Source organism: Echinicola sediminis (genome assembly GCF_054777495.1).
The window spans coordinates 42,330-61,626 of sequence record NZ_BAAHAP010000011.1; the positions used below are offsets into that span (position 1 = coordinate 42,330).

A 19,297-nucleotide genomic window follows, 5' to 3' on the forward strand; every position below is an offset into this window, starting at 1 on the left:
TTTAGGGTTTATTTTAACTAAGGGTCCCCGAGTCTTCGGGGACCTTTTTTGTACCATCTACTTGACAGCAATGGCAAGTTGGATTAGCTTCTCAACTTCATTTTAATTGAACTGTACATCAGCAATGTTGGGAGTATCCAAATTCAATACTGTAATTTTCCATTATTGATCTTTCCTACTTTTTCCATCGATGAAAAAGTAGGCAAAAAATCTAGGCCATGGAGCATTCTTCAAATTGAGCAAACTTTGTTTTCGACTACGGTTCTTTGTACTCAATTTGATTTTGTACCAGTTGCTAAAGGCTAAAAATGAGCGGATCTCGCTGTTCCACAACGCGAGCTAGCTCATTTTCTTGACGCCTCCAGCAACTGTCCCAAAACCGAATGCTCCAAAGGCCAAAATTGGGTTTCAGTTAAATATTTCGTTTCTCAATTACTACTTGCCAAATCCCGAATAGTCAAATAGATTTATCTCCCCCCTATCCAGAAATCTTACAATGATCAAACAATACCTTACGAATTTCAAATCATCCATCGCATTTATGTTTGAATAATGTAATTTTGTACCATGTCTCGATCTGAAAGTATCAAAGCACTGTACCTGCGTAAATTCGGAAGCGTTCCTGAAGAACTGCACCATGGTATTGGCCATTTTAACGTATTCCGAATCGAACCTTTTAGGGGAAAGCCCAATAAACCCTTGCCTTACCAAAAAAGAGACTATTACAAGGTGACCATTTTGGAAGGAAAGAGCACCGTTGAGTTTGCAGACCGGAGTATCCATGTTCCCCACAAAGCACTGGTATTTAGCAATCCCAGTATTCCCTACCGCTGGGAACACTCCGATAGCATCCATTTGGGACACTATGCGATCTTTAATGAAGAGTTCTTTTACCAATACGGCAGTCTTTCCAAGTATCCCGTATTCCAACCTTCCGGAAACCATGTTTTTGAACTGACGGATGAGCAATTTGAGTGGGTCAAAGATAAGTTCGAGAAAATGCACGCTGAAATCGAAACCGATTATGAGTTCAAATACGACCTGCTTCGGGCGCTGACCCAAGAACTGATCCATTTCGGACTCAAGCTACAGCCCTTGGAAGCCAAAAAAGAAAACCTCAACAATGCCTCGAACCGCATCACGTCCATGTTCCTGGAACTGCTTGAAAGGCAATTCCCTATAGACGACATGCATCCCCAAATCCAGCTCCGTTCCGCATCCGATTTTGCAGAACGGCTCAACATCCACACCAACCACCTTAACAGGGCATTAAAGGAAACCACACAAAAAACTACTACCCAACTGGTTACCGACCGGATCCTTCAGGAGTCCAAACTGGTGCTCAAGCAAACCTCCTGGTCTGTAGCGGAAATAGCCTATGCACTGGGCTTTACAGAACCTACGCATTTCAACAACTTTTTCAAAAAGCACGTCAACATCAGCCCCCGGAAATTCAGGAATATTTGATTTTCGTAGTTTTCTATTTGTTCGCCGTTAATTGTTGGTCTCCCATCACCCTACCTTTGTATTCATCCGGGATCATTCAACTAACCGATTTGAATATCATGAAACAAGAACAAAGAAGAAACTTCCTTAAATCAAGCGCCCTGTTAGGTGCCGCAGCCCTTAGCGGTTCGGCTTATGGTCATACCAAGGCCTCAGGGAGTCATCAGGTCAACCGCCCAACTTCAGAAAGGACTTTGTCGCAACGCACCTTGGGATCAGGAAAACATGGCCTAAAAGTATCTGCCCTTGGCTTGGGCTGCATAGGCATGAATTTTCACCGAAGCTTTGTTCCTGACAGCAAATTGATGGTCACCTTGCTCCGTAAAGCAGCCGACATGGGCCTTACCCTTTTTGATACAGCAGAGGTTTACGGCCCCTTTATGAAGAACTGGTAGGCAAAGCCTTGGAACCCATAAGGGATGAGGTATCCATTTGCACCAAATTTGGTTTCCAAATCGAAAACGGGCAGATGGCAGGACTGAACAGCCGCCCAGAAAACATCAGAAAGGTGGTAGAACAATCGCTTGAGCGACTGAGGACCGACAGGATCGATTTGCTCTACCAACATCGGGTGGATCCAAACGTACCGATCGAAGAGGTTGCCGGAACAGTGAAAGACCTGATCAAGGAGGGAAAGGTCCTTCATTTTGGAATGAGTGAAGCAGATGCTGCAACCATCAGAAAGGCCCATCAGGTCCAACCGGTCACCGCCGTCCAGAGCGAATACAGCCTGATGTGGAGAGAAAGGGAAAAAGATGTTTTGCCGGTCTGCGAAGAACTTGGAATTGGCTTTGTGCCGTACAGTCCCCTATGCAGAGGTTTTCTGTCAGGTTATATCAATGAGAGGACACAATACAATCCGGAAAACGATAACAGACCCTCCCTGCCCCGCTACCAAGAACCAGCGATAAAAGCCAACTGGCCGATGATACATGCTTTGGCTGACTTTGGCAATGATCGGGGACTTACTGTTGCCCAGGTAGCCCTTGCCTGGTTAATGGCAAAAAAGCCATGGATAGTTCCCATCCCCGGAACCACAAAACTGGCCCATTTACAGGAAAATTTATGGGCCTCGGATTTTCAGTTTGCCGGAGATGAACTGAACGTATTGACAGAAAAAATGGACGCTATAGAGATAGTGGGAGACCGCTATGTAGGCAAATCGGCACAACAGGTGCAAAACTGACCGGAAGCGGTGGGCAAAAAAAACATTATGCCTATTAATTAGAATTTTAATATAAAAACTGATACCTCACCTTATGGAATCAACAATAATAAAAGCATACGGAACAAAGTCGGCTGACCAAGCTCTCCACGTTATGGACATTAAACGAAGGGCACTGCAGCCAAAGGATGTAGAATTCGAAATCCTTTATTGCGGTATCTGCCACTCTGATCTCCACCAGATCAAAAACGATTTTGGGGCCACTTTATACCCTATCGTTCCCGGCCATGAAATCGTGGGAAAGGTAAGCCGTATCGGCACCGGGGTAAACAAATTCAAAGTAGGTGACCTGGCAGCTGTAGGCTGTATTGTGGATAGCTGTGGCGATTGCCCCCACTGCGAAAACGACCTGGAAATGTTCTGCGAGAAAGGAGTGACTTTTTCATTCAATTCCCCAGAACCATACCTCAATGACCATACTTACGGAGGCTTCTCCAAAAGCTATGTATGTGATGAAAAATATGTGCTGAACATGCCGGCCTTTGAAGACCTGGCATCTGCGGCTCCATTGCTCTGCGCTGGAATTACCGTTTATTCCCCGCTAAAACACTGGGGAGCCGGTCCTGGCAAAAAAGTAGGTGTGCTGGGCATTGGTGGGCTTGGGCACATGGCCATCAAAATTGCCAAGGCCTTGGGAGCTGAAGTAACGGTATTTACACGATCGGCATCTAAAGCCTCTGATGCGAAGCGCCTTGGGGCAGACCGTGCAGTCCTGTCCACCGAAGCAGATCAGATGAAGGCTCAAATCGGATCACAGGACATCATCATCGATACTGTATCAGCAAAACACGATGTCAATGAATACCTCAACCTCCTGAAGGTAGACGGATCATTGGTTTTGGTGGGATTGCCACCGGAGAAGCTGGAAGTAGGTGCCTTCAATGTGGTCATGGGAAGAAAAAGTTTCTCCGGCTCCAATATCGGAGGTATTGCAGAAACGCAGGAGATGCTGGATTTCTGCTTCGAGCATGGCATAGTGGCCGATTCCGAAATCATCCGTATCCAAGAAGTGAATGAAGCGTTTGAACGACTGGAAAAAGGTGACGTGAAATACAGGTTCGTTATTGATATGGCTTCTTTAAATTAAAATATAACTTCCGTCAAAGGGACTTTCCGATAAAGGAAGTCCTTTTGATGAGAGTTAACTTTTCTTCCTGCTATCCAAGACAGCTTGATAATCATCCTGCGTGTCGATGTCCAAACCTCCCTCCGGAAAGGGAACTACACTGACATCCTTATGGCTTCTGATAAGGTGCTTAGCCCCCATGTCCCCATTTAACTCCATCAATGAAGGAAATAAACTCCGATGAAAAAGCGCCGGAACACCTTTTACCCCGTTATAATAACTCGCCACGATAGTAGCCTGAGTTTCTGCTTGTTTATCGAAGAGCTTACCCAGTAGTTCCGCCTCCAAATAGACTTGATCGCAGACCATGATCAGGACATGGCTAATGAGTGGATGATTTTTTATAAAATGACGAATACCTGCCCTTACAGAAGAGGCCATTCCTTCCTTATAATCAGGATTATAGACCAGTTCAAGGGGCAATCCCTCTACTTGCTCTTTAATGGACGAAGCAGCTCCTTCGACAAGGACTACAGCAGTGACATCTGCACCTACCTTCAAGGCTTCCTTAACAGCCCTTTTCAACAGGCTGACCCCATTCACTTCCAAAACCTGCTTTTTCGCTCCCATTCTTTTAGAGCTGCCTGCCGCGAGTACCAAAATACCTGTATTAATATGGGCGGAACGAATTGTTGTTTCCCTTTGATGAATGGGTTCATGGCTTTCACGCAGCTGCCCTCCCCTCCTCTGGGAAAAAAAGGCCTTTACACCCGAAACAATCGATAAGGCGATCTCCTCACTGGTCTCCGCCCCAATGTCTAATCCTATCGGCCCATAAATTTTGGAAAGTAACTCTTGGGAAGAGATTCCACGCTCATTTTTCAAATCATCCTTCAGGCAGTCAGTTTTCTTCCTAGGGCCAAGTATGCCGATATAGGGACTTGGGCTTTGGATCACCTCATTCAGCACGGCTTTGTCATACTCGTAGTTATGAGACATCAGTAAAACAGCCGTCCACTCGTCAATCGTAACCTCATCAGCAATAAGCTTCGCATCACCCAATACAATCTGACAGCCGGGAAAACGTTCATGCTTTGCATAAGCAGGACGGCCATCGATCAAGACCATTTCCCAGCCCAACAAATTGGCCATTTCCATTAAGGGAAGCGTATCATTACCTGCTCCAGCTACCAACAATTTGATCGCCGGTGGAACATACTCCACGAAAAAACATCCCTGCTTTCCCTCTTGGCTTTCCTTCCAAAAAGAGGATACCCTATGCACAAAAGTTCGCTCCACTTCTTTTTCGAGTCCCTTAAAAGAACGATTCCCCCCACTTGCTACAGGCTCATTTTGTCCCTCTACAAAGGCGAGTTGAGTTCCTTGCTCTGGATTTCCCCTTTCTTCCGGGCTGTAGTAAGTGACCACTACACCTGGTTTTCTTAACGAAAGTACCTTTTCCAGGAGGGCAATGGGGGAATTTTCAACCTCCAATGGAAGCGGTTCCAAGAGCACCCTGATGATTCCGTTGCAGCCAAGTCCCACGCCAAACACATCGTTCTCTTCCGAAGTATCATAGGTCAGTAGCAAAGGCTTTCCTTTCAGCATCACCATTAAGGCTTTCCTTAAGACATCCCCCTCCAAACAGCCGCCGCTAATGGCACCTGTCAAGTACCCGTCTTGGCGAATCAGCATTCTGGCACCTGGTCCACGGTACGAAGAACCTTCTATGTGTACCACGGTGGCCAATACCGTTGGCAAGCCCTCGCTGCACGCCTGATGGTAAGCTTTTATTATTTCCTTAATCTCTTTCATATACCTCCCTTATCCTATCCTCTCCAAGTTCTTAAAATTATGCTGGGCATAGTTTATTAATTCCCGCACGGTATAGTCCATCATTTCCGAAGTGGTATACCTGCCCATACTTATCCTTACTGATCGCAATGCCTCTTCCTCGCTTAGCCCCATGGCCCTTAGCACGTGGGAAGGCTTCGGGTTAATGCCGTTGCAGGCACTGCCCCTGCTCATGGCCAGTTTGGGGGACAGGGCAAGCAACAACTCTTCGGCATTGCCTTCCGGGAAAGTAATATTGCTAATGTTGGGCAATCTTTTCTCTCCCCCATTGATCCGAATTCCCGGGATTCCTTCCTTCAGTTTGGCTTCAAAATCCTCTCTCAAAAGCTCTAAGCGGGATGCTTCCTGTGCCAGATCCCTTTTACATAGGGAAGCAGCCTTAGCCCAGCCCACAATGGCTGGGACATTCAATGTACCGCTGCGTAAGTCTTTTTCCTGTCCTCCACCATGTATCAAGGGCTTTATAAAATTTCCCTTGGTATCACGGACATACAAGCCTCCTATCCCCTTTGGCCCGTACATTTTATGCGCCGAAAAAGCCATGTAATCAACATTCCAACGGTTGATGTCTATGGAAATCTTTCCCACCGCCTGTGTCCCGTCACAGATAAACAAGATGCTTCGATCCTGGGCAATTTTTCCGATTTCCCTGATGGGATGTATCGTTCCGGTCTCATTATTGGCCCCCATAATTATAATGGCCAGTGTTTTGTCCGAAATGAGCTCCTCCAACTGTTTCAAAATAATTTCCCCTTTCGCATCCACTGGCAGGTAGCTTAGATCCATACCGCCTTGTTCCAAAAAGCGACAGGTGTTCAGGACTGCGCTGTGCTCGGTGGCACAGGTAATGATGTGATTTCTTTTTCCCCTTTGGGCATCTGTCAGGCTTTTGAGTACAAGATTCATGGATTCCGTAGCCCCTGAGGTAAACAATAGCTGATGGGGTTTTGCACAGATCAGCTGGGCAATTTCTCCTCTGGCCTCATCAACAGCATCACGGGCAGTCCATCCAAAAAAATGGTCCTTACTGGAAGGATTGCCAAAATTCTCCCCAAAAAAGGGCAGCATGGCCTCCACCACCTCAGGAGCACAGGGGGTCGTGGAGCAATAATCCAGATAGATAGGTAGCCGGTCCATCATTTTTTCTTTTGGAGGTAGTAGGTCTTTTACACTTTTGTTCAAATATCCCCTAATGCCAACAGCTTACATAATAAGCGTCAAACAAAAACCTATAAAAATCAAACAGTTTGATTGGTCCAAAGGGAACAACCGGTCAAAATAGTTTAAAATCCACCTGACCGTCCATTTATCACACCTCGATTGTTTGAATAGTATAAGTTCTTATTTGATGAGCATAAGTATTCTTAGGATAAAAGATACAAATTGCACCTAATGAAACAAGTGAAATCCTTTAAAGGTATCAATTACTCAGCTGAGCGGATGGCACAAAAAAATTTCTTTCCCCAATTGGTATTGCCTGTTCTTATCAGAAAAGGTCCATGGTAATATTGCCATTTAAAACCGCTAAATTCAACTGATCCATCATATGATATCCATTATCACAAAATCAAAGGATCACTAAAACCCTAAAAATGATTTTAGTATATTATTTGGGGATGACCACTCCCCAATTTTAACCATAAACAACTCATCAACACCTACCTATGGCACTCTTGAACTTAAAAATCAACGGAAAACAACGAGAAGTGGATTGTGATCCCGAAACACCCCTATTGTGGGTTCTCCGAGACCACCTGAATCTTGTCGGCACCAAGTATGGATGCGGTATTGCCCAGTGTGGTGCCTGTACGGTCCACATGGATGGCAACCCTATCAGGTCCTGTCAAATGCCCGTTTCAGCTATCAGTGATGCGGAAATCACCACCATAGAAGGCATTTCCGAAAAAGGAGACCACCCTGTGCAACAGGCATGGCTGGACCATGACGTTCCCCAATGTGGCTATTGCCAGGCCGGACAGATCATGAGTGCCGTGGCCTTATTGAAAAACAATCCAGCCCCTTCCGATGAGGATATCGAGTCGGCCATGAACGGAAACCTTTGCCGATGCGGCACTTATCTGCGCATCAAGGCCGCCATCAAAACCGCATCCCAAAACGTATAACCCTTATCAAAAATGACATTTACCAAGACTAACCTCAATAGAAGGTCCTTCTTAAAAGTCTCCGCATTGGCCGGAGGGGGAATGATGCTGAGCTTTAGCTGGCTGGCCGGGTGTAAACCTTCCTCAAAAGAAGAAGAACTTCAAATGCCCAAAGAATGGTTTGAGCTCAATAACTACATTAAAATCGGAGAAAATGGACTGGTCACCTTAGTGTCTGCCAATCCCGAATTCGGTTCCAATGTCAAAACTTCCATGCCCATGATCCTCGCCGATGAGCTGGACATTTCATGGAAAAACGTTCTGGTTCAGCAGGCTGATTTTTATCCGGAACGGTACGACCGGCAATTTACCGGAGGAAGCCAGGGCATCAGGCGTGGCTGGCTCCCCCTTCGCACGGCAGGAGCTACGGCACGTGCCATGTTGGTCAGTGCTGCCGCACAAACCTGGAAAGTGCCCGAAGCTGAAATCACCACTGAAGAAGGTTATCTAATCCATGCTTCCAGTGGCAAAAAAGCCAATTATGGAGAAATGGCCTCCTTGGCGGCCACATTGGAAGTTCCAGAAGAAGTTCCTTTAAAGAAGGTGGCCGATTTCAATATTATTGGCCATTCACAGAAAAATGTGGACGGCAACAAAATCGTGACCGGCCAAGCGCTCTTTACCATAGATCATACCCAAGAGGGAATGTTGATCGCCATGATCGTTCACCCTCCGGCTTTTGGAATGAAGGTTAAGGCCATTGAAGATGATCAGGTCAAAGGCATGCCCGGCATTGAAGACATATTTGTCATCAACACCTTGAAAGATGACTATATCAGAAATGGTTTTGACACCACCACCTTCACCGAGTTGGTGGTGATTGCTGGAAAAACCACTTGGGAAGTCCTCAATGCAAAAAAGGCCCTAAAAGTCAGCTGGGAAAATGCAGATGACAAGGAAGTCACTGTGGAAGGTTGGGGCGGAAAACAGACGGTCACCATCCCGGGAGGGCTGGAAAGCTCTACAGACCATAGAGGCAAGATGGAAGAACTCAGCAAAATGCCGGGAAGAGTATTACGAAAGGACGGCGATCCGGAAACTGCCTTCAAAAATGCGGCACAGATCATCGAAAGAAGCTACTCTGCCCCTTTCCTCGCCCATAACTGCATGGAACCTGTCAATTGTTTTGCGGATGTAAGCTCCGACCGGGCCATCCTGTATGCGCCTATTCAGGCTCCCGAATTTATCCAAAACACCTTATCCGCCCGGCTGGGCATGCCCAAGGAAAATATTCAGGTCAACCTGGCCAGAATGGGCGGAGGTTTTGGACAGCGGGCTTATGGTCACCATTTGGTAGAAGCTGCAGTGATTTCCCAGAAACTACAAAGGCCTGTCAAGATGGTCTATACCCGCGAAGACGACATGACCTATGGCATCTATCGCCCTACTTATTCGGCTACCTACCGGGCTGCTTTGGATGAGGAGAAAAACCTGATCGCCTTTCATGTCAAGGCTGGAGGAATCCCGGAATCCCCCATCCACCCCAACCGTTTTCCCGCAGGTGCCTTGGAAAACTACATCGCCGAGAGCTGGGAAATCCCCTCCAACATTACGATTGGGGCTTTCCGCGCTCCACGCTCCAATTTTATGGCCAGTGCCGAACAGTCCTTTTTGGATGAGCTGGCGGAGGTAATGGGCAAAGACCCTATCGCTTTTCGCCTGGAACTTCTCGAAAGGGCAAAAAACAATCCTGTGGGTGAAAACAATGATTACGATCCAGAAAGATATGCCGGGGTCATCAAGTTGGTGCAGGAAAAGGCCAATTGGAAAATAGGTGAAGCCAATCCCAACAGAGGGGTAGCCGCCTATTTCTGCCATAATACTTACGTGGCGGAAATATTGGAAATGGACATGAAAGGCAACCAGCCAATGATCCAAAAAGTTACCGCAGCGGTTGACTGTGGCATTGTGGTCAATCCCGATGCAGCTACCAATATGGGAGAAGGCGGTATCGTGGATGGCATTGGCAATGCCCTTTTTGGGGAGCAGTCTTTTCAAAATGGGGTTCCCGAGAAAAGTAATTTTGATAAGTACAGACTCATCCGGCAAAGAGAAGCCCCCAAAGCCATTGATATCCATTTTGTGAAAAATGATATTGATCCTACCGGGCTTGGAGAACCTTTATTCCCTCCTACCTTTGCCGCTGTCGCCAATGCCATGTACAAAGCGAGTGGAAAGAGGTTTTATAACCAACCGTTTATGCAACAGGATATTGCCGCTCAGGGGTAGTGATCCATTGATTTGGGGCCTGCAATTCATTAACTAGTTAAAAAATTATGGCTATCAAGAATGTAGGCCAACTGAAATTTCAAGTAACAGGGCCAGGTTCAGTGAAACCTGGCCCTTTTTCAAGCTGTTATTTACCTCCAAAAAACCTGCCCTTTTGCCTCAACAATTCGTAAATTAAGCACATGGATGTTCACGTTTCGGACAGCATGTTTAACAAAAAGAAAGACTTACTACTTCTCACAGGGATAGTGATGTTGATTGTAGTCATTACTTCACTACAGGACTACTTTGCGGCCAGCTGGAATAACCTTTACTTTGACTTTTATGAGTCCATGGCCTACAAGCTTTTCTGGCTATTGTTCATTCCCTTCTCTATTTTCATTCAAAAAGGAGCCATCCTCCTTACAACTCAAGCTTTCTTAAAGAAGCAAAAAACTCTGAGGCGGTTACTTTGGGTAGGTTTGCCGGTTGTATTGGGATTAACCCACTTATTCCTGTTCGCTTATCTTCTGCATGTCGGTTCTCTATTATTTCACGAGGCGTATTGGAGTCTGGGAGTATTGATCCAGGAGAAGTTGACTACCCGATTATACATCGTATTGACCGTATACCCCCTACTTGCTTACGGTCAATTCCGGCTACTCCATAGGGCTCAAAAAGGCAAAAAAAGTTATCATCAACAACTAGTGGTCAAGAATGGAAGCACCACCACTCTGGTAAGAACAGCAGACATCAAATGGATCAAGGCCGATAAGGGTTATTTGGAGCTGCAAACATGGGATAAAAAGCATGTTATTGTGAATAGCCTGAAAAACATTCTTGAAAATCTTGACCCCAACCAATTCAAAAGAATCCACAAAAGCACCATCGTCAATCTACTGATGATCAAATCGTTCAAGTCCAGAAACAATGGGGATTATAACCTTATCCTAAACGACGGCTCTTCAGTCCGTTTGAGCAGAAACTACGTTAAGCCCATAAAGGAGCTTATGTTTTAATCCGGATTCCAAGACTTGGAATTCGGATTTACCTCCACTTATAGGACGTTATACACAGCTTGGCTCTTCCACCCCAACCAGCAGCCTTGGACAAACGTTTTTAAAAGCACATTCACACTTATGTTCGGACCTTATGAAAACATTGTCTTTAATTATCGCTATTTCTTTGTTGGCTTGTGGAAATGGAAACCATGATTCCCATCAAACAGATTATCGGCTGGTAGGTGGGCCTTGTGAAGGCTGTGAGGCCATCTTTGAATATGGCAACAGGGAATTGAACAGCGTTGACACCTTGGCCGACTTTGAAACTGCTGAACCGGGCCTGATGATCAGCGGAACGGTCTATGGGAAAGGAGGCAAAAAACCTGCCCTGGATGTTATTCTTTACATCTACCATACTGACCAAAAGGGAGTTTATCCCACCCGTGGAGATGAAAAAGGCTGGGCAAAAAGGCACGGCTATTTACGGGGATGGGTCAAAACAGATGCGTCGGGTCAATACAAATTTTACACCCAAGAGCCCCAAGCCTATCCGACAAGGTCAGTTCCCCAACACATCCACCTTACTGTGCTGGAACCAAATGGAAGATACTACTATTTGGAGGATTATCTCTTCCAAGATGATCCCTTACTAAAAGAAGGCGAAATTAAGCGACCCCATCCCCGGGGAGGGGAAGGATTTGTTGTCGATCCCGTGCAGCAGGGCAACTTGTCGGTTATATCCAGGGACATTGAATTAGGAAAAAACATTCCCGGTTACGATCAGTAAGTCGGCTTTTACTCCCTTATCATATATAGGTTGATCCTCCCGGAAGGAATATAGATCAAATTATTACCTACATCTCATTCCTAACGAACATTCGAAAATAGACCTCAGCTTTGAGTCCTCCGTGGTTAAGCTCACGTGTCGGTTAATTACAAATCATACCTATTTACTTTGTTCTCCTATATGAATTAAAGAGAGTGCTGAATTTGCTTGTGTTAGCATAATTTTTCCATTAATTTCTATCCATACTTTGTCACTTTTTTGCTTCAGGTCAAAAAAGTGACCAAAAAACCCCGCCGCTATGCATCTATTTGGCTAAAATTAATGCCCTCCCTCATGCAGGCAAACTCCTCCTTTTTAGCTGCCAATAACCTTTTTGATCAGCATTTCGTTAGACAAGCCTGCCTTCTGGCTTACCCACTTCTTTAATTTCTTAACGCCCAATACCTGCAAGGCGGATCTTCCTATAGGAGTGCGTGATATTAGAAAGATTTTATCCCATGTGATTTTGGTTATATAATTTAACTAAACAATTTTATGTAGAGCCATTAATTATCTTCTCTTCTGGATTCATTAATTTTCTGCTAGGAGGATAAAATCCAATAATGGAAAATAAAAACCCAAATAAACAGACCAGCAGGGCTGATCCTGTTTATTCAGGCTTTTTCTACTTTTAACTCTGCGCTTAACTGCGAAATCAGCGGGAAATCATTTATTTCATTAGGAACCACATTTTACAGGCAATCTTAAAACCTCTACGATTCTCCCAAAAAGAAAATCCGTGTAAACTTGTCCGCCGGGGCGGATTCGTGGACTGCCTTCCTGAAATTTGTACTATGGGTATACTTCCTGAAAGCCAGATTACTTCTTCAGAAAATCCAATAAGATCTTGTTAAGCTCTTCCCTATGGGTCAGGGTAAATCCATGGGGAGCCCCTGCTACCACGTGATACTCATTATCAGCAATCCCTTTGGCAGCCTGATCAGCCGAGGTTTTGATCGGCACAATATTGTCGGCATCGCCATGTACAATGAGCGTAGGCACGGTAACATTTTTAAGCTCTGAACGAAAATCAGTTCCTGCCCAGGATTCCGCTGCCTTGATAGTAGCTATCGGAGAAGCATGTGAAGCGATCGAAAAATCGTATTCTAGATGCCCCTCGGTCATTCGGTCTTTGTTATCCTCATAATTATAGAAGTTACGATGGAAATCCTTCAAAAAACCTATCCGGTTGGTCTTTAGGGCATCCAAAATCTGACCGAGCACCTCTTGGGGCACTCCATCAGGATTGTCCTCCTTATGCGCCACCAAAGGAATAATGGACCCGATCAATGCGGCCTTAGCAATGCGGTCTGCCCCATACTTTGTCAAATACCGTACTACCTCTCCCCCTCCCATGCTAAAGCCTACGATCACGGCCTCTTTGAGGTCCAGCTGCTGGATGATTTCGTGAAGGTCGCTGGCCAGACTCGAGTAGTCATAGTTTTCCCAAGGCTGGGAGGACAAGCCAAAACCTCTACGGTCGTAGGCTACTACCCTGTACCCCGCTTCGACGAGGGTCCTGATTTGGCCTTCCCAAGCCTGGTGGCTGAGGGGCCATCCATGAATCAAAATAACCGGCTGCCCTGTTCCATAGTCCTTGTAATAAAGATCAACCGGTTCCTCTCCTTGTTTGTTGGTTAAAAATGGCATAGCTGTTCGTTTTAGTAATGATAAAATACTTGAATCACCAATTTACGAATGATGAAATGGAATTCGCGTATCTTCTGAGCAATATAATCCAAGGCTTTTTCGGTCCAGACAATAATGCCTTGTCCGTGAAATTCTCAGAAGTCCCTAACTCCTCTTTTTGGGAAAATAGGCAGCATTTCTTTGAGGTGCTGCGAAAATACCATCCCACATTTACAATGCCTGCTACTACAATTCATCTTTTAGGTTTCATAGAATAAAATTTTTCCCTTGCACCTTATCTTTTCCTGGCCTACCTTTGCAGCGATTTGCAAAAAGCATTCTCCATAGCGCTGATTTGGGTATTGCTGCTGCCTACGCTCAACAGGCTCAGCATCGTGATCGATTTTGAAATCAACCAGGATTTCATTGCAGAAGTCCTTTGTATCAAAAAAGAGGAGCCGATGACGGTTTGTAACGGGAAGTGTTTTTTGACCAATGAACTGAAAGCCCAGGATGAAAAGGAACAGCAACAGGCTCCCAATTCCCTGAAACAAAAATTAGAGGTATTTTGCCAGGAGAAGTTCAGCGTTAAAAGTCCGGACTTTAGCGCAATGGAAACTTCAACGGCATGGTCATCTTACGCCAAAGTTTTTATTCCTTCCAGCCATCTGGACAGGATTTTCCACCCTCCCAAGTACTCTTAAGTTAATTTCTTCAGCAGCCTTTTTCACGCGCCATCCGATGGATAGCGAAATATAACGCTATGTATAAAAAATAGGCATGGCCCTATTAGCGCTGCTTTCCACTTTCTCCATTTCCTATTTATTAAACTTAAGAGATGAAAACCATTTTCTTATCTCTGGCCATGTTATGCCTGATGGCCAGCACTAGGGCACAGTCCACCGTTTCCGGAACGGTGACGGATGCTGAATCCGGCGTGCCCCTTTCTTTTGTAAGTATTTATAATTTGAACACCGGTCAAGGTGCCACCACTGATCATATGGGGCATTTTAGCCTAAAAGCAGCTGAAAACAAGGACAGCCTGCGCATATCCTATGTGGGCTATGAAGAGGTATATCTCATGGCTAAAAACACCCTTTCTGTACGTCTTATCACTTCTTCATTGGCATTGGATGAAGTAGTGGTAAGTATCAACCGTGAGCAGGAAAGGCGAACCGAAGCCCCCGTGGCCATTTCTTCTATATCCAACAGGACCATAGAGGAAAATAAGCCAACCACCATTGACCAAATCCTCAACCAGACTCCCGGGGTAAACATGGTGGATCTGGGCAGCGAGCAGCACACCATGAGCATCAGAAGACCGATAGACTATGGTGCCTCTTATCTCTATCTTGAGGATGGTATTCCCATCAGGACATCCGGGGTATTTAACCACAATGCCTTATTGGAGATCAACATGGCCAATACCGACCGGGTAGAAATCATCCGGGGCCCGGCTTCCTACATGTACGGTAGTGAGGCCATCGGTGGGGCGGTCAACTTTATCAGTAAGAGGGCATCCCTGAAACCAACCGCGGGCATCAGCCTTCAGGGCAGTGATATCGGCTATAGACGCTCTGACTTTTATGCCTCAGGCACCGTAAAGGACAAATTGGGCCTCAGGGTAGCGGGCTATTATGCCAACCAAAAAGATGGGGTGGTCTCCTACTCTGACTTTGACAAACTGGCCCTTAGCCTGTCCGCCAATTATTACCTTTCCGAAAACACCTCCTTGAAGTGGAGCAACACCCTGATCGATTATTATGCGGACATGTCCGGATCGCTGGACAGTGCGGATTTCTACAGCGAGTCTTATGGTTCCAACCAGACCTTTACCAACCGGAAGGTAAATGCCTATAGGACCAAACTGGCTTTGGACCATTATTGGAACGATGGGGCCAAAACCAATATAACGGGGTACTTTAGAAAAAACGCTATCCAGCAGAACCCTTCCTACCGTGTTGCCGATGATTATAAACCTTGGACACAATCCGGTGATCCTAACCTGGCACATGGAGAAATCAATGAAAACAGTTTCAACAGTATCGGCCTGATCGCACAGCACAAACAGGATTTCAATTGGCTCAATACCCAATTGATTGCCGGTGCCAGTGTTGACTACAGTCCCAACAGTTATGTGGCCAATTATATCCGTATCCATAAGAACGATGAGGGCACTTATGATTCCTTTACCGAAACGGACAGTTTATTAGTGGACTACAAGGCTGATTTACTGAATTTTGCTGGATATACGCAGGTAAAGCTACAGCCTTGGCAGGGACTGAACATCATAGGTGCTTTACGTTTTGACCAGTTCAACTACCAGTTTGACAACCATTTGGGAAGCAATGCTTACACTGCCGTTCTTGACGGAAAAAACAACTTTAACCGCTTTACGCCAAAGCTGGGCATTACTTATGAAGTGGCGGCAAACAAGGGAATCTATGCCAACTTCAGCCAGGGATTTGTGCCTCCCCAAGTGACAGAGTTATATCGAGGAAACGAAATCCCCACACTCAAACCTGTCTATTATGATAATATAGAATTGGGAGGCTGGATGTCTATTTTCGAGAACAAAGCCAAATTGGAGCTTAGCCTGTACAAAATGGATGGACTCAACGAACTGATTTCGGTACTTCAGGATGATGGCACCACGCAACTTCAAAATGCTGGAAAAACCACCCATCAGGGCATCGAATACGGGATCAATGTTCTTGCCCACAAGGACGTTAAAATCAGGATTAGCGGCACCAACGCCCTTCACAAATTCGTGGAGTTTGAGGAATCAGGTAATGATTATTCAGACCTTAAAATGCCCCAGGCACCGGAATGGATTGCCAATGCGCAAGTGACGTACACCCCCCATTATCTGGATGGCTTCAGGGCAAGCGTGGAATGGCAACATATAGACGATTACTTCATGGACCAACAAAACCTCAAAACCTATTCGGGATACGATATTTTCAATGTTCGCATGGGATATGAATGGAAGTCTTTTGAGGTTTGGACCAATATCATCAATGCCACAGACCAGCTTTATGCCACGGTAGCCAGAGCCACTGCATGGGGACAAACCTATTCATTGGGTAAGCCCCGCAACTTCAATATAGGCATAGCTTATCATTTGCACAGCAAGTAATCTGTCAAACATAAAAAAGGGAATAGCTCATTGGACAAATAAATCAAATTTCGGCTTTGTTTAGGTAATTGGCCCAAACTGGCCATTGATTACTAGATCCCAGATGGCCAGGATGGAAAGTAGTAATCTCCTTTAATCCGGACGATGGGCAAACTAATTTGAGCTGTGTGACTAACCATAGGAGACACCTGTGGTTAGTCAAATTCCCACCTTTAGAAGATTGATATGGCTTAGCCTAAGGCAAAGGGGCTGTCTCATAAGTAGATTTATCCGATTCTTACACAAATAATATTTCGTTGTAGTCATGGCAGGCAGTGAAGATAGGGGCCGCCCCAAAGGGGCAATTTTATAAAAGCCTGGGGTGGCAGCCCCAGGCAAAGGTATCCCACAAGGGTCATGTTTTGGCCGAATAAATATCAATAGAGCATATAACTTGCCGCCAAAACCCCTAGAATTTATCCAAGGCCAATGGGGAAGACCATTTTCGGCTAATACCTTTGCCAGTTTTGAAATCCCCCTAATTCCAGAAACCACTAAACTTTAAAGCGATATCTTATAAGAAAAAATATAAAATCCATGAAAAAAAATCTCTATAACTGGATCTGGAAATGGCATTTTATCGGGGGGCTGATCAGCCTCCCGGTAATCCTTATTTTGGCCATTACCGGCACAATTTACCTGTTTAAGGAGGATTATGAGCAGCCCATCAAAGAAAAGTTGCTATCAGTTTCAGCGCTTGGCGAACCCTTATCTTACCAAAGACAATGGGAAATCGCTAAAGAAAACTGGGACAGGAAACCCAATGCAATGGAATTACCCGCCTCCCAGACTGAAGCCACAGCCTTCGTTTCCGGGATGTTCAGCCATAAATCGAGCCTGTTCGTTGACCCCTATTCAGGAAAAGTAAACGGTACTTTCCAACTGGACCAATCGGATATGCACCAGGTGCGAAAACTGCATGGTGAGCTGTTGATGGGAGGCTTCGGGACCAAAATAGTCGAACTTACAGCTTCCTGGATGGTGGTTTTGATCCTAACCGGGCTTTTTGTGTTTTGGCCAAGAGGAAGAGGCTGGAGAGGATTTTTCACCATTCGCACCAAGGGCAACAAGCGTATTTTCTATCGTGACCTTCATGCAGTAACCGGCTTTTGGTTTTCTATCCTGCTCCTTTTGATCTTGGCAGGGGGCCTACCCTGGACGGATGTTTTCGGATCCGGCTACCAATGGGTTCAAAAGCAAACCGACACCGGCTTTCCCGCTGCCTGGCAGGGAAGGTCCATAAATTCGGAAGTAAAGGGGCAGCCCTTGTCTTTGGATGATATGGTCAATGAAGCCGAAAAGCTTCAGTTAAAAGGTCAAGTGAGCATAGGCCTACCCAAAGATGAAAAAGGGGTATATACCATTTCCAACCAGACCAGTGATGTTGACAAAATGGTCGTTTACCATTTTGATCAGTATTCGGGTGAACTGCTTTATCATGGTACCTGGGACGATATCGGTGTACTAATGAAAAGCAGGTTATGGGTCATGGCCTTTCATCAGGGTGAATTTGGATGGTGGAACTGGATGTTGGTTTTGCTGACGGCATTGGCCCTGGTGGTCATGAGCCTTTCCGCTATCATCTCCTACGTCAAAAGGAAGAAAAAGGGCGAATGGGGCATTCCCGATATCCCTCAAAACTTTTCGCTGGGCAAAGGTATCGCGGTACTGGTAATCGTTTTAGGGCTGCTATTGCCTCTTTTTGGAATGAATTTAATCTTGATCTATCTATTTGAAAAGACGAAAGTTATATTCTATACCAAAAATACTGTCCAAATAACCGATTAAAATAATATTGACCACTGATGAACGGCGATGAACACAGCTAAGAATAAACAGACAAATATTGGCTCTTTAATGCCTGTGTTTATCCTATTCATCTGTGGTCAACAATTGCATAACTACAGTCGCCATAGAAATCAACCAAAACTATGAGGAGCATTTTGGAATAAATTACCCTCTTTGTATGGGCGTTAATCTGTGTTCCTCTGTGGATAATAAATGCTGTCACATGAGCTACCATCGCCACTGAAAATAATTATTTCAAAATGGATAAATTGGAATATCATAGGCCTCGTTTAACACCAATTTATCCGTGTCAATCTGTGTTCATCCGTGGACAATTTAGCCTCATTATGAACAGGAATTTCTTCAAAGGACATAAACCCTGCTCCCTCTTTTTCCGTGTATAACTTTTAAGGATTTTCGCACTGTTTTACGTTTAAATGTCATCAAATACCAAACATATTGAGTTACCAAAAAATGGAGACAAAAGTACCGGAGAAAATGTTCCTTTTTCCCCTGTTTGCTATTTGAATGATTCGGAGATCAACCCCGATTACCACTATTTTACTCCCAAAAAAATCAGTAAACCAGGCTCAAAAGGTCTTGTCAAAAAACAACAAGAGACAAGTAAAGACCAATAGGCACCTTTTATTTTTTCATCAAACCATTTCTTACCATGAGCAAATTCAATTCATCCAATGGATCAGTACTTCAGCTTCCTTTCCTAAAATCCGGGAAAGAAATCCTACTGCTCTTCTCCTGTAACAAAGCCTTTATTCATTAACTCTCCACCGTGATGGCCTCATGTTGGAGAGCAAACTTCCACTCGCTTCCGCAAGATGATTGTCAACAGTTAT

At 45.1% G+C, this 19,297-nt stretch carries 14 protein-coding genes; 11 read left to right on the plus strand and 3 right to left on the minus strand.

Annotated features, from left to right (window positions below; genetic code table 11):
• Positions 1 to 567 precede the first annotated feature (567 nt).
• The 4 genes from ACYVAA_RS04495 to ACYVAA_RS04510 all read left to right on the plus strand — a co-directional run bounded on the left by ACYVAA_RS04495 (position 568) and on the right by ACYVAA_RS04510 (position 3,818).
• On the plus strand, positions 568 to 1,467 hold the full coding sequence (locus tag ACYVAA_RS04495) for a helix-turn-helix domain-containing protein (protein WP_460538875.1): 900 nt from the start codon (positions 568 to 570) through the stop codon (positions 1,465 to 1,467).
• Between the two features lie 98 nt (positions 1,468 to 1,565).
• The gene (locus ACYVAA_RS04500) at positions 1,566 to 1,901 is read left to right on the plus strand and encodes a twin-arginine translocation signal domain-containing protein (RefSeq protein ID WP_460538877.1); all 336 of its coding nucleotides are present in this window, start codon (positions 1,566 to 1,568) and stop codon (positions 1,899 to 1,901) included.
• 8 nt (positions 1,902 to 1,909) lie between these two features.
• The gene (locus tag ACYVAA_RS04505; protein WP_460538879.1) at positions 1,910 to 2,692 is read left to right on the plus strand and encodes an aldo-keto reductase family protein; all 783 of its coding nucleotides are present in this window, start codon (positions 1,910 to 1,912) and stop codon (positions 2,690 to 2,692) included.
• Between the two features lie 73 nt (positions 2,693 to 2,765).
• The gene (locus ACYVAA_RS04510) at positions 2,766 to 3,818 is read left to right on the plus strand and encodes an NAD(P)-dependent alcohol dehydrogenase (protein WP_460538881.1); all 1,053 of its coding nucleotides are present in this window, start codon (positions 2,766 to 2,768) and stop codon (positions 3,816 to 3,818) included.
• Between the two features lie 54 nt (positions 3,819 to 3,872).
• On the opposite strand, the gene ACYVAA_RS04515 is transcribed toward ACYVAA_RS04510, so the two are convergent.
• Positions 3,873 to 5,612 (minus strand): XdhC family protein, encoded by a 1,740-nt coding sequence (locus tag ACYVAA_RS04515; RefSeq protein WP_460538883.1) that lies wholly within the window; start codon positions 5,610 to 5,612, stop codon positions 3,873 to 3,875.
• A gap of 9 nt (positions 5,613 to 5,621) precedes the next feature.
• Complete coding sequence (locus ACYVAA_RS04520) at positions 5,622 to 6,791, minus strand: cysteine desulfurase family protein (protein WP_460538885.1); 1,170 nt, start codon at positions 6,789 to 6,791, stop codon at positions 5,622 to 5,624.
• 524 nt (positions 6,792 to 7,315) lie between these two features.
• Here ACYVAA_RS04520 and ACYVAA_RS04525 point away from each other — a divergent pair.
• The 4 genes from ACYVAA_RS04525 (at position 7,316) to ACYVAA_RS04540 (ending at position 11,809) form a co-directional block, all read left to right on the plus strand.
• Positions 7,316 to 7,774, plus strand: coding sequence for a (2Fe-2S)-binding protein (locus ACYVAA_RS04525; RefSeq protein ID WP_460538887.1), 459 nt, complete (start codon positions 7,316 to 7,318; stop codon positions 7,772 to 7,774).
• Positions 7,775 to 7,786: 12 nt separating this feature from the next.
• A complete protein-coding gene (locus ACYVAA_RS04530) occupies positions 7,787 to 10,042 on the plus strand; it encodes a xanthine dehydrogenase family protein molybdopterin-binding subunit (protein WP_460538889.1) in 2,256 nt (751 codons plus the stop codon).
• Between the two features lie 182 nt (positions 10,043 to 10,224).
• Entirely contained in the window at positions 10,225 to 11,040 is an 816-nt protein-coding gene (locus tag ACYVAA_RS04535) for a LytR/AlgR family response regulator transcription factor (RefSeq protein WP_460538891.1), read from the plus strand.
• Between the two features lie 133 nt (positions 11,041 to 11,173).
• Positions 11,174 to 11,809: a peptidase associated/transthyretin-like domain-containing protein gene (locus ACYVAA_RS04540; RefSeq protein ID WP_460538893.1), complete on the plus strand. Its 636-nt coding sequence runs from the start codon at positions 11,174 to 11,176 to the stop codon at positions 11,807 to 11,809.
• Between the two features lie 858 nt (positions 11,810 to 12,667).
• On the opposite strand, the gene ACYVAA_RS04545 is transcribed toward ACYVAA_RS04540, so the two are convergent.
• Complete coding sequence (locus ACYVAA_RS04545; RefSeq protein ID WP_460538895.1) at positions 12,668 to 13,498, minus strand: alpha/beta fold hydrolase; 831 nt, start codon at positions 13,496 to 13,498, stop codon at positions 12,668 to 12,670.
• A 305-nt stretch (positions 13,499 to 13,803) separates the two neighbouring features.
• Here ACYVAA_RS04545 and ACYVAA_RS04550 point away from each other — a divergent pair, with 305 nt between their 5' ends.
• The 3 genes from ACYVAA_RS04550 to ACYVAA_RS04560 all read left to right on the plus strand — a co-directional run bounded on the left by ACYVAA_RS04550 (position 13,804) and on the right by ACYVAA_RS04560 (position 18,443).
• Positions 13,804 to 14,181, plus strand: coding sequence for a hypothetical protein (locus tag ACYVAA_RS04550; RefSeq protein ID WP_460538897.1), 378 nt, complete (start codon positions 13,804 to 13,806; stop codon positions 14,179 to 14,181).
• Between the two features lie 134 nt (positions 14,182 to 14,315).
• A complete protein-coding gene (locus tag ACYVAA_RS04555) occupies positions 14,316 to 16,616 on the plus strand; it encodes a TonB-dependent receptor (protein WP_460538899.1) in 2,301 nt (766 codons plus the stop codon).
• A gap of 576 nt (positions 16,617 to 17,192) precedes the next feature.
• Positions 17,193 to 18,443 (plus strand): PepSY-associated TM helix domain-containing protein, encoded by a 1,251-nt coding sequence (locus ACYVAA_RS04560; RefSeq protein WP_460538901.1) that lies wholly within the window; start codon positions 17,193 to 17,195, stop codon positions 18,441 to 18,443.
• The last annotated feature ends 854 nt before the right edge of the window (positions 18,444 to 19,297 follow it).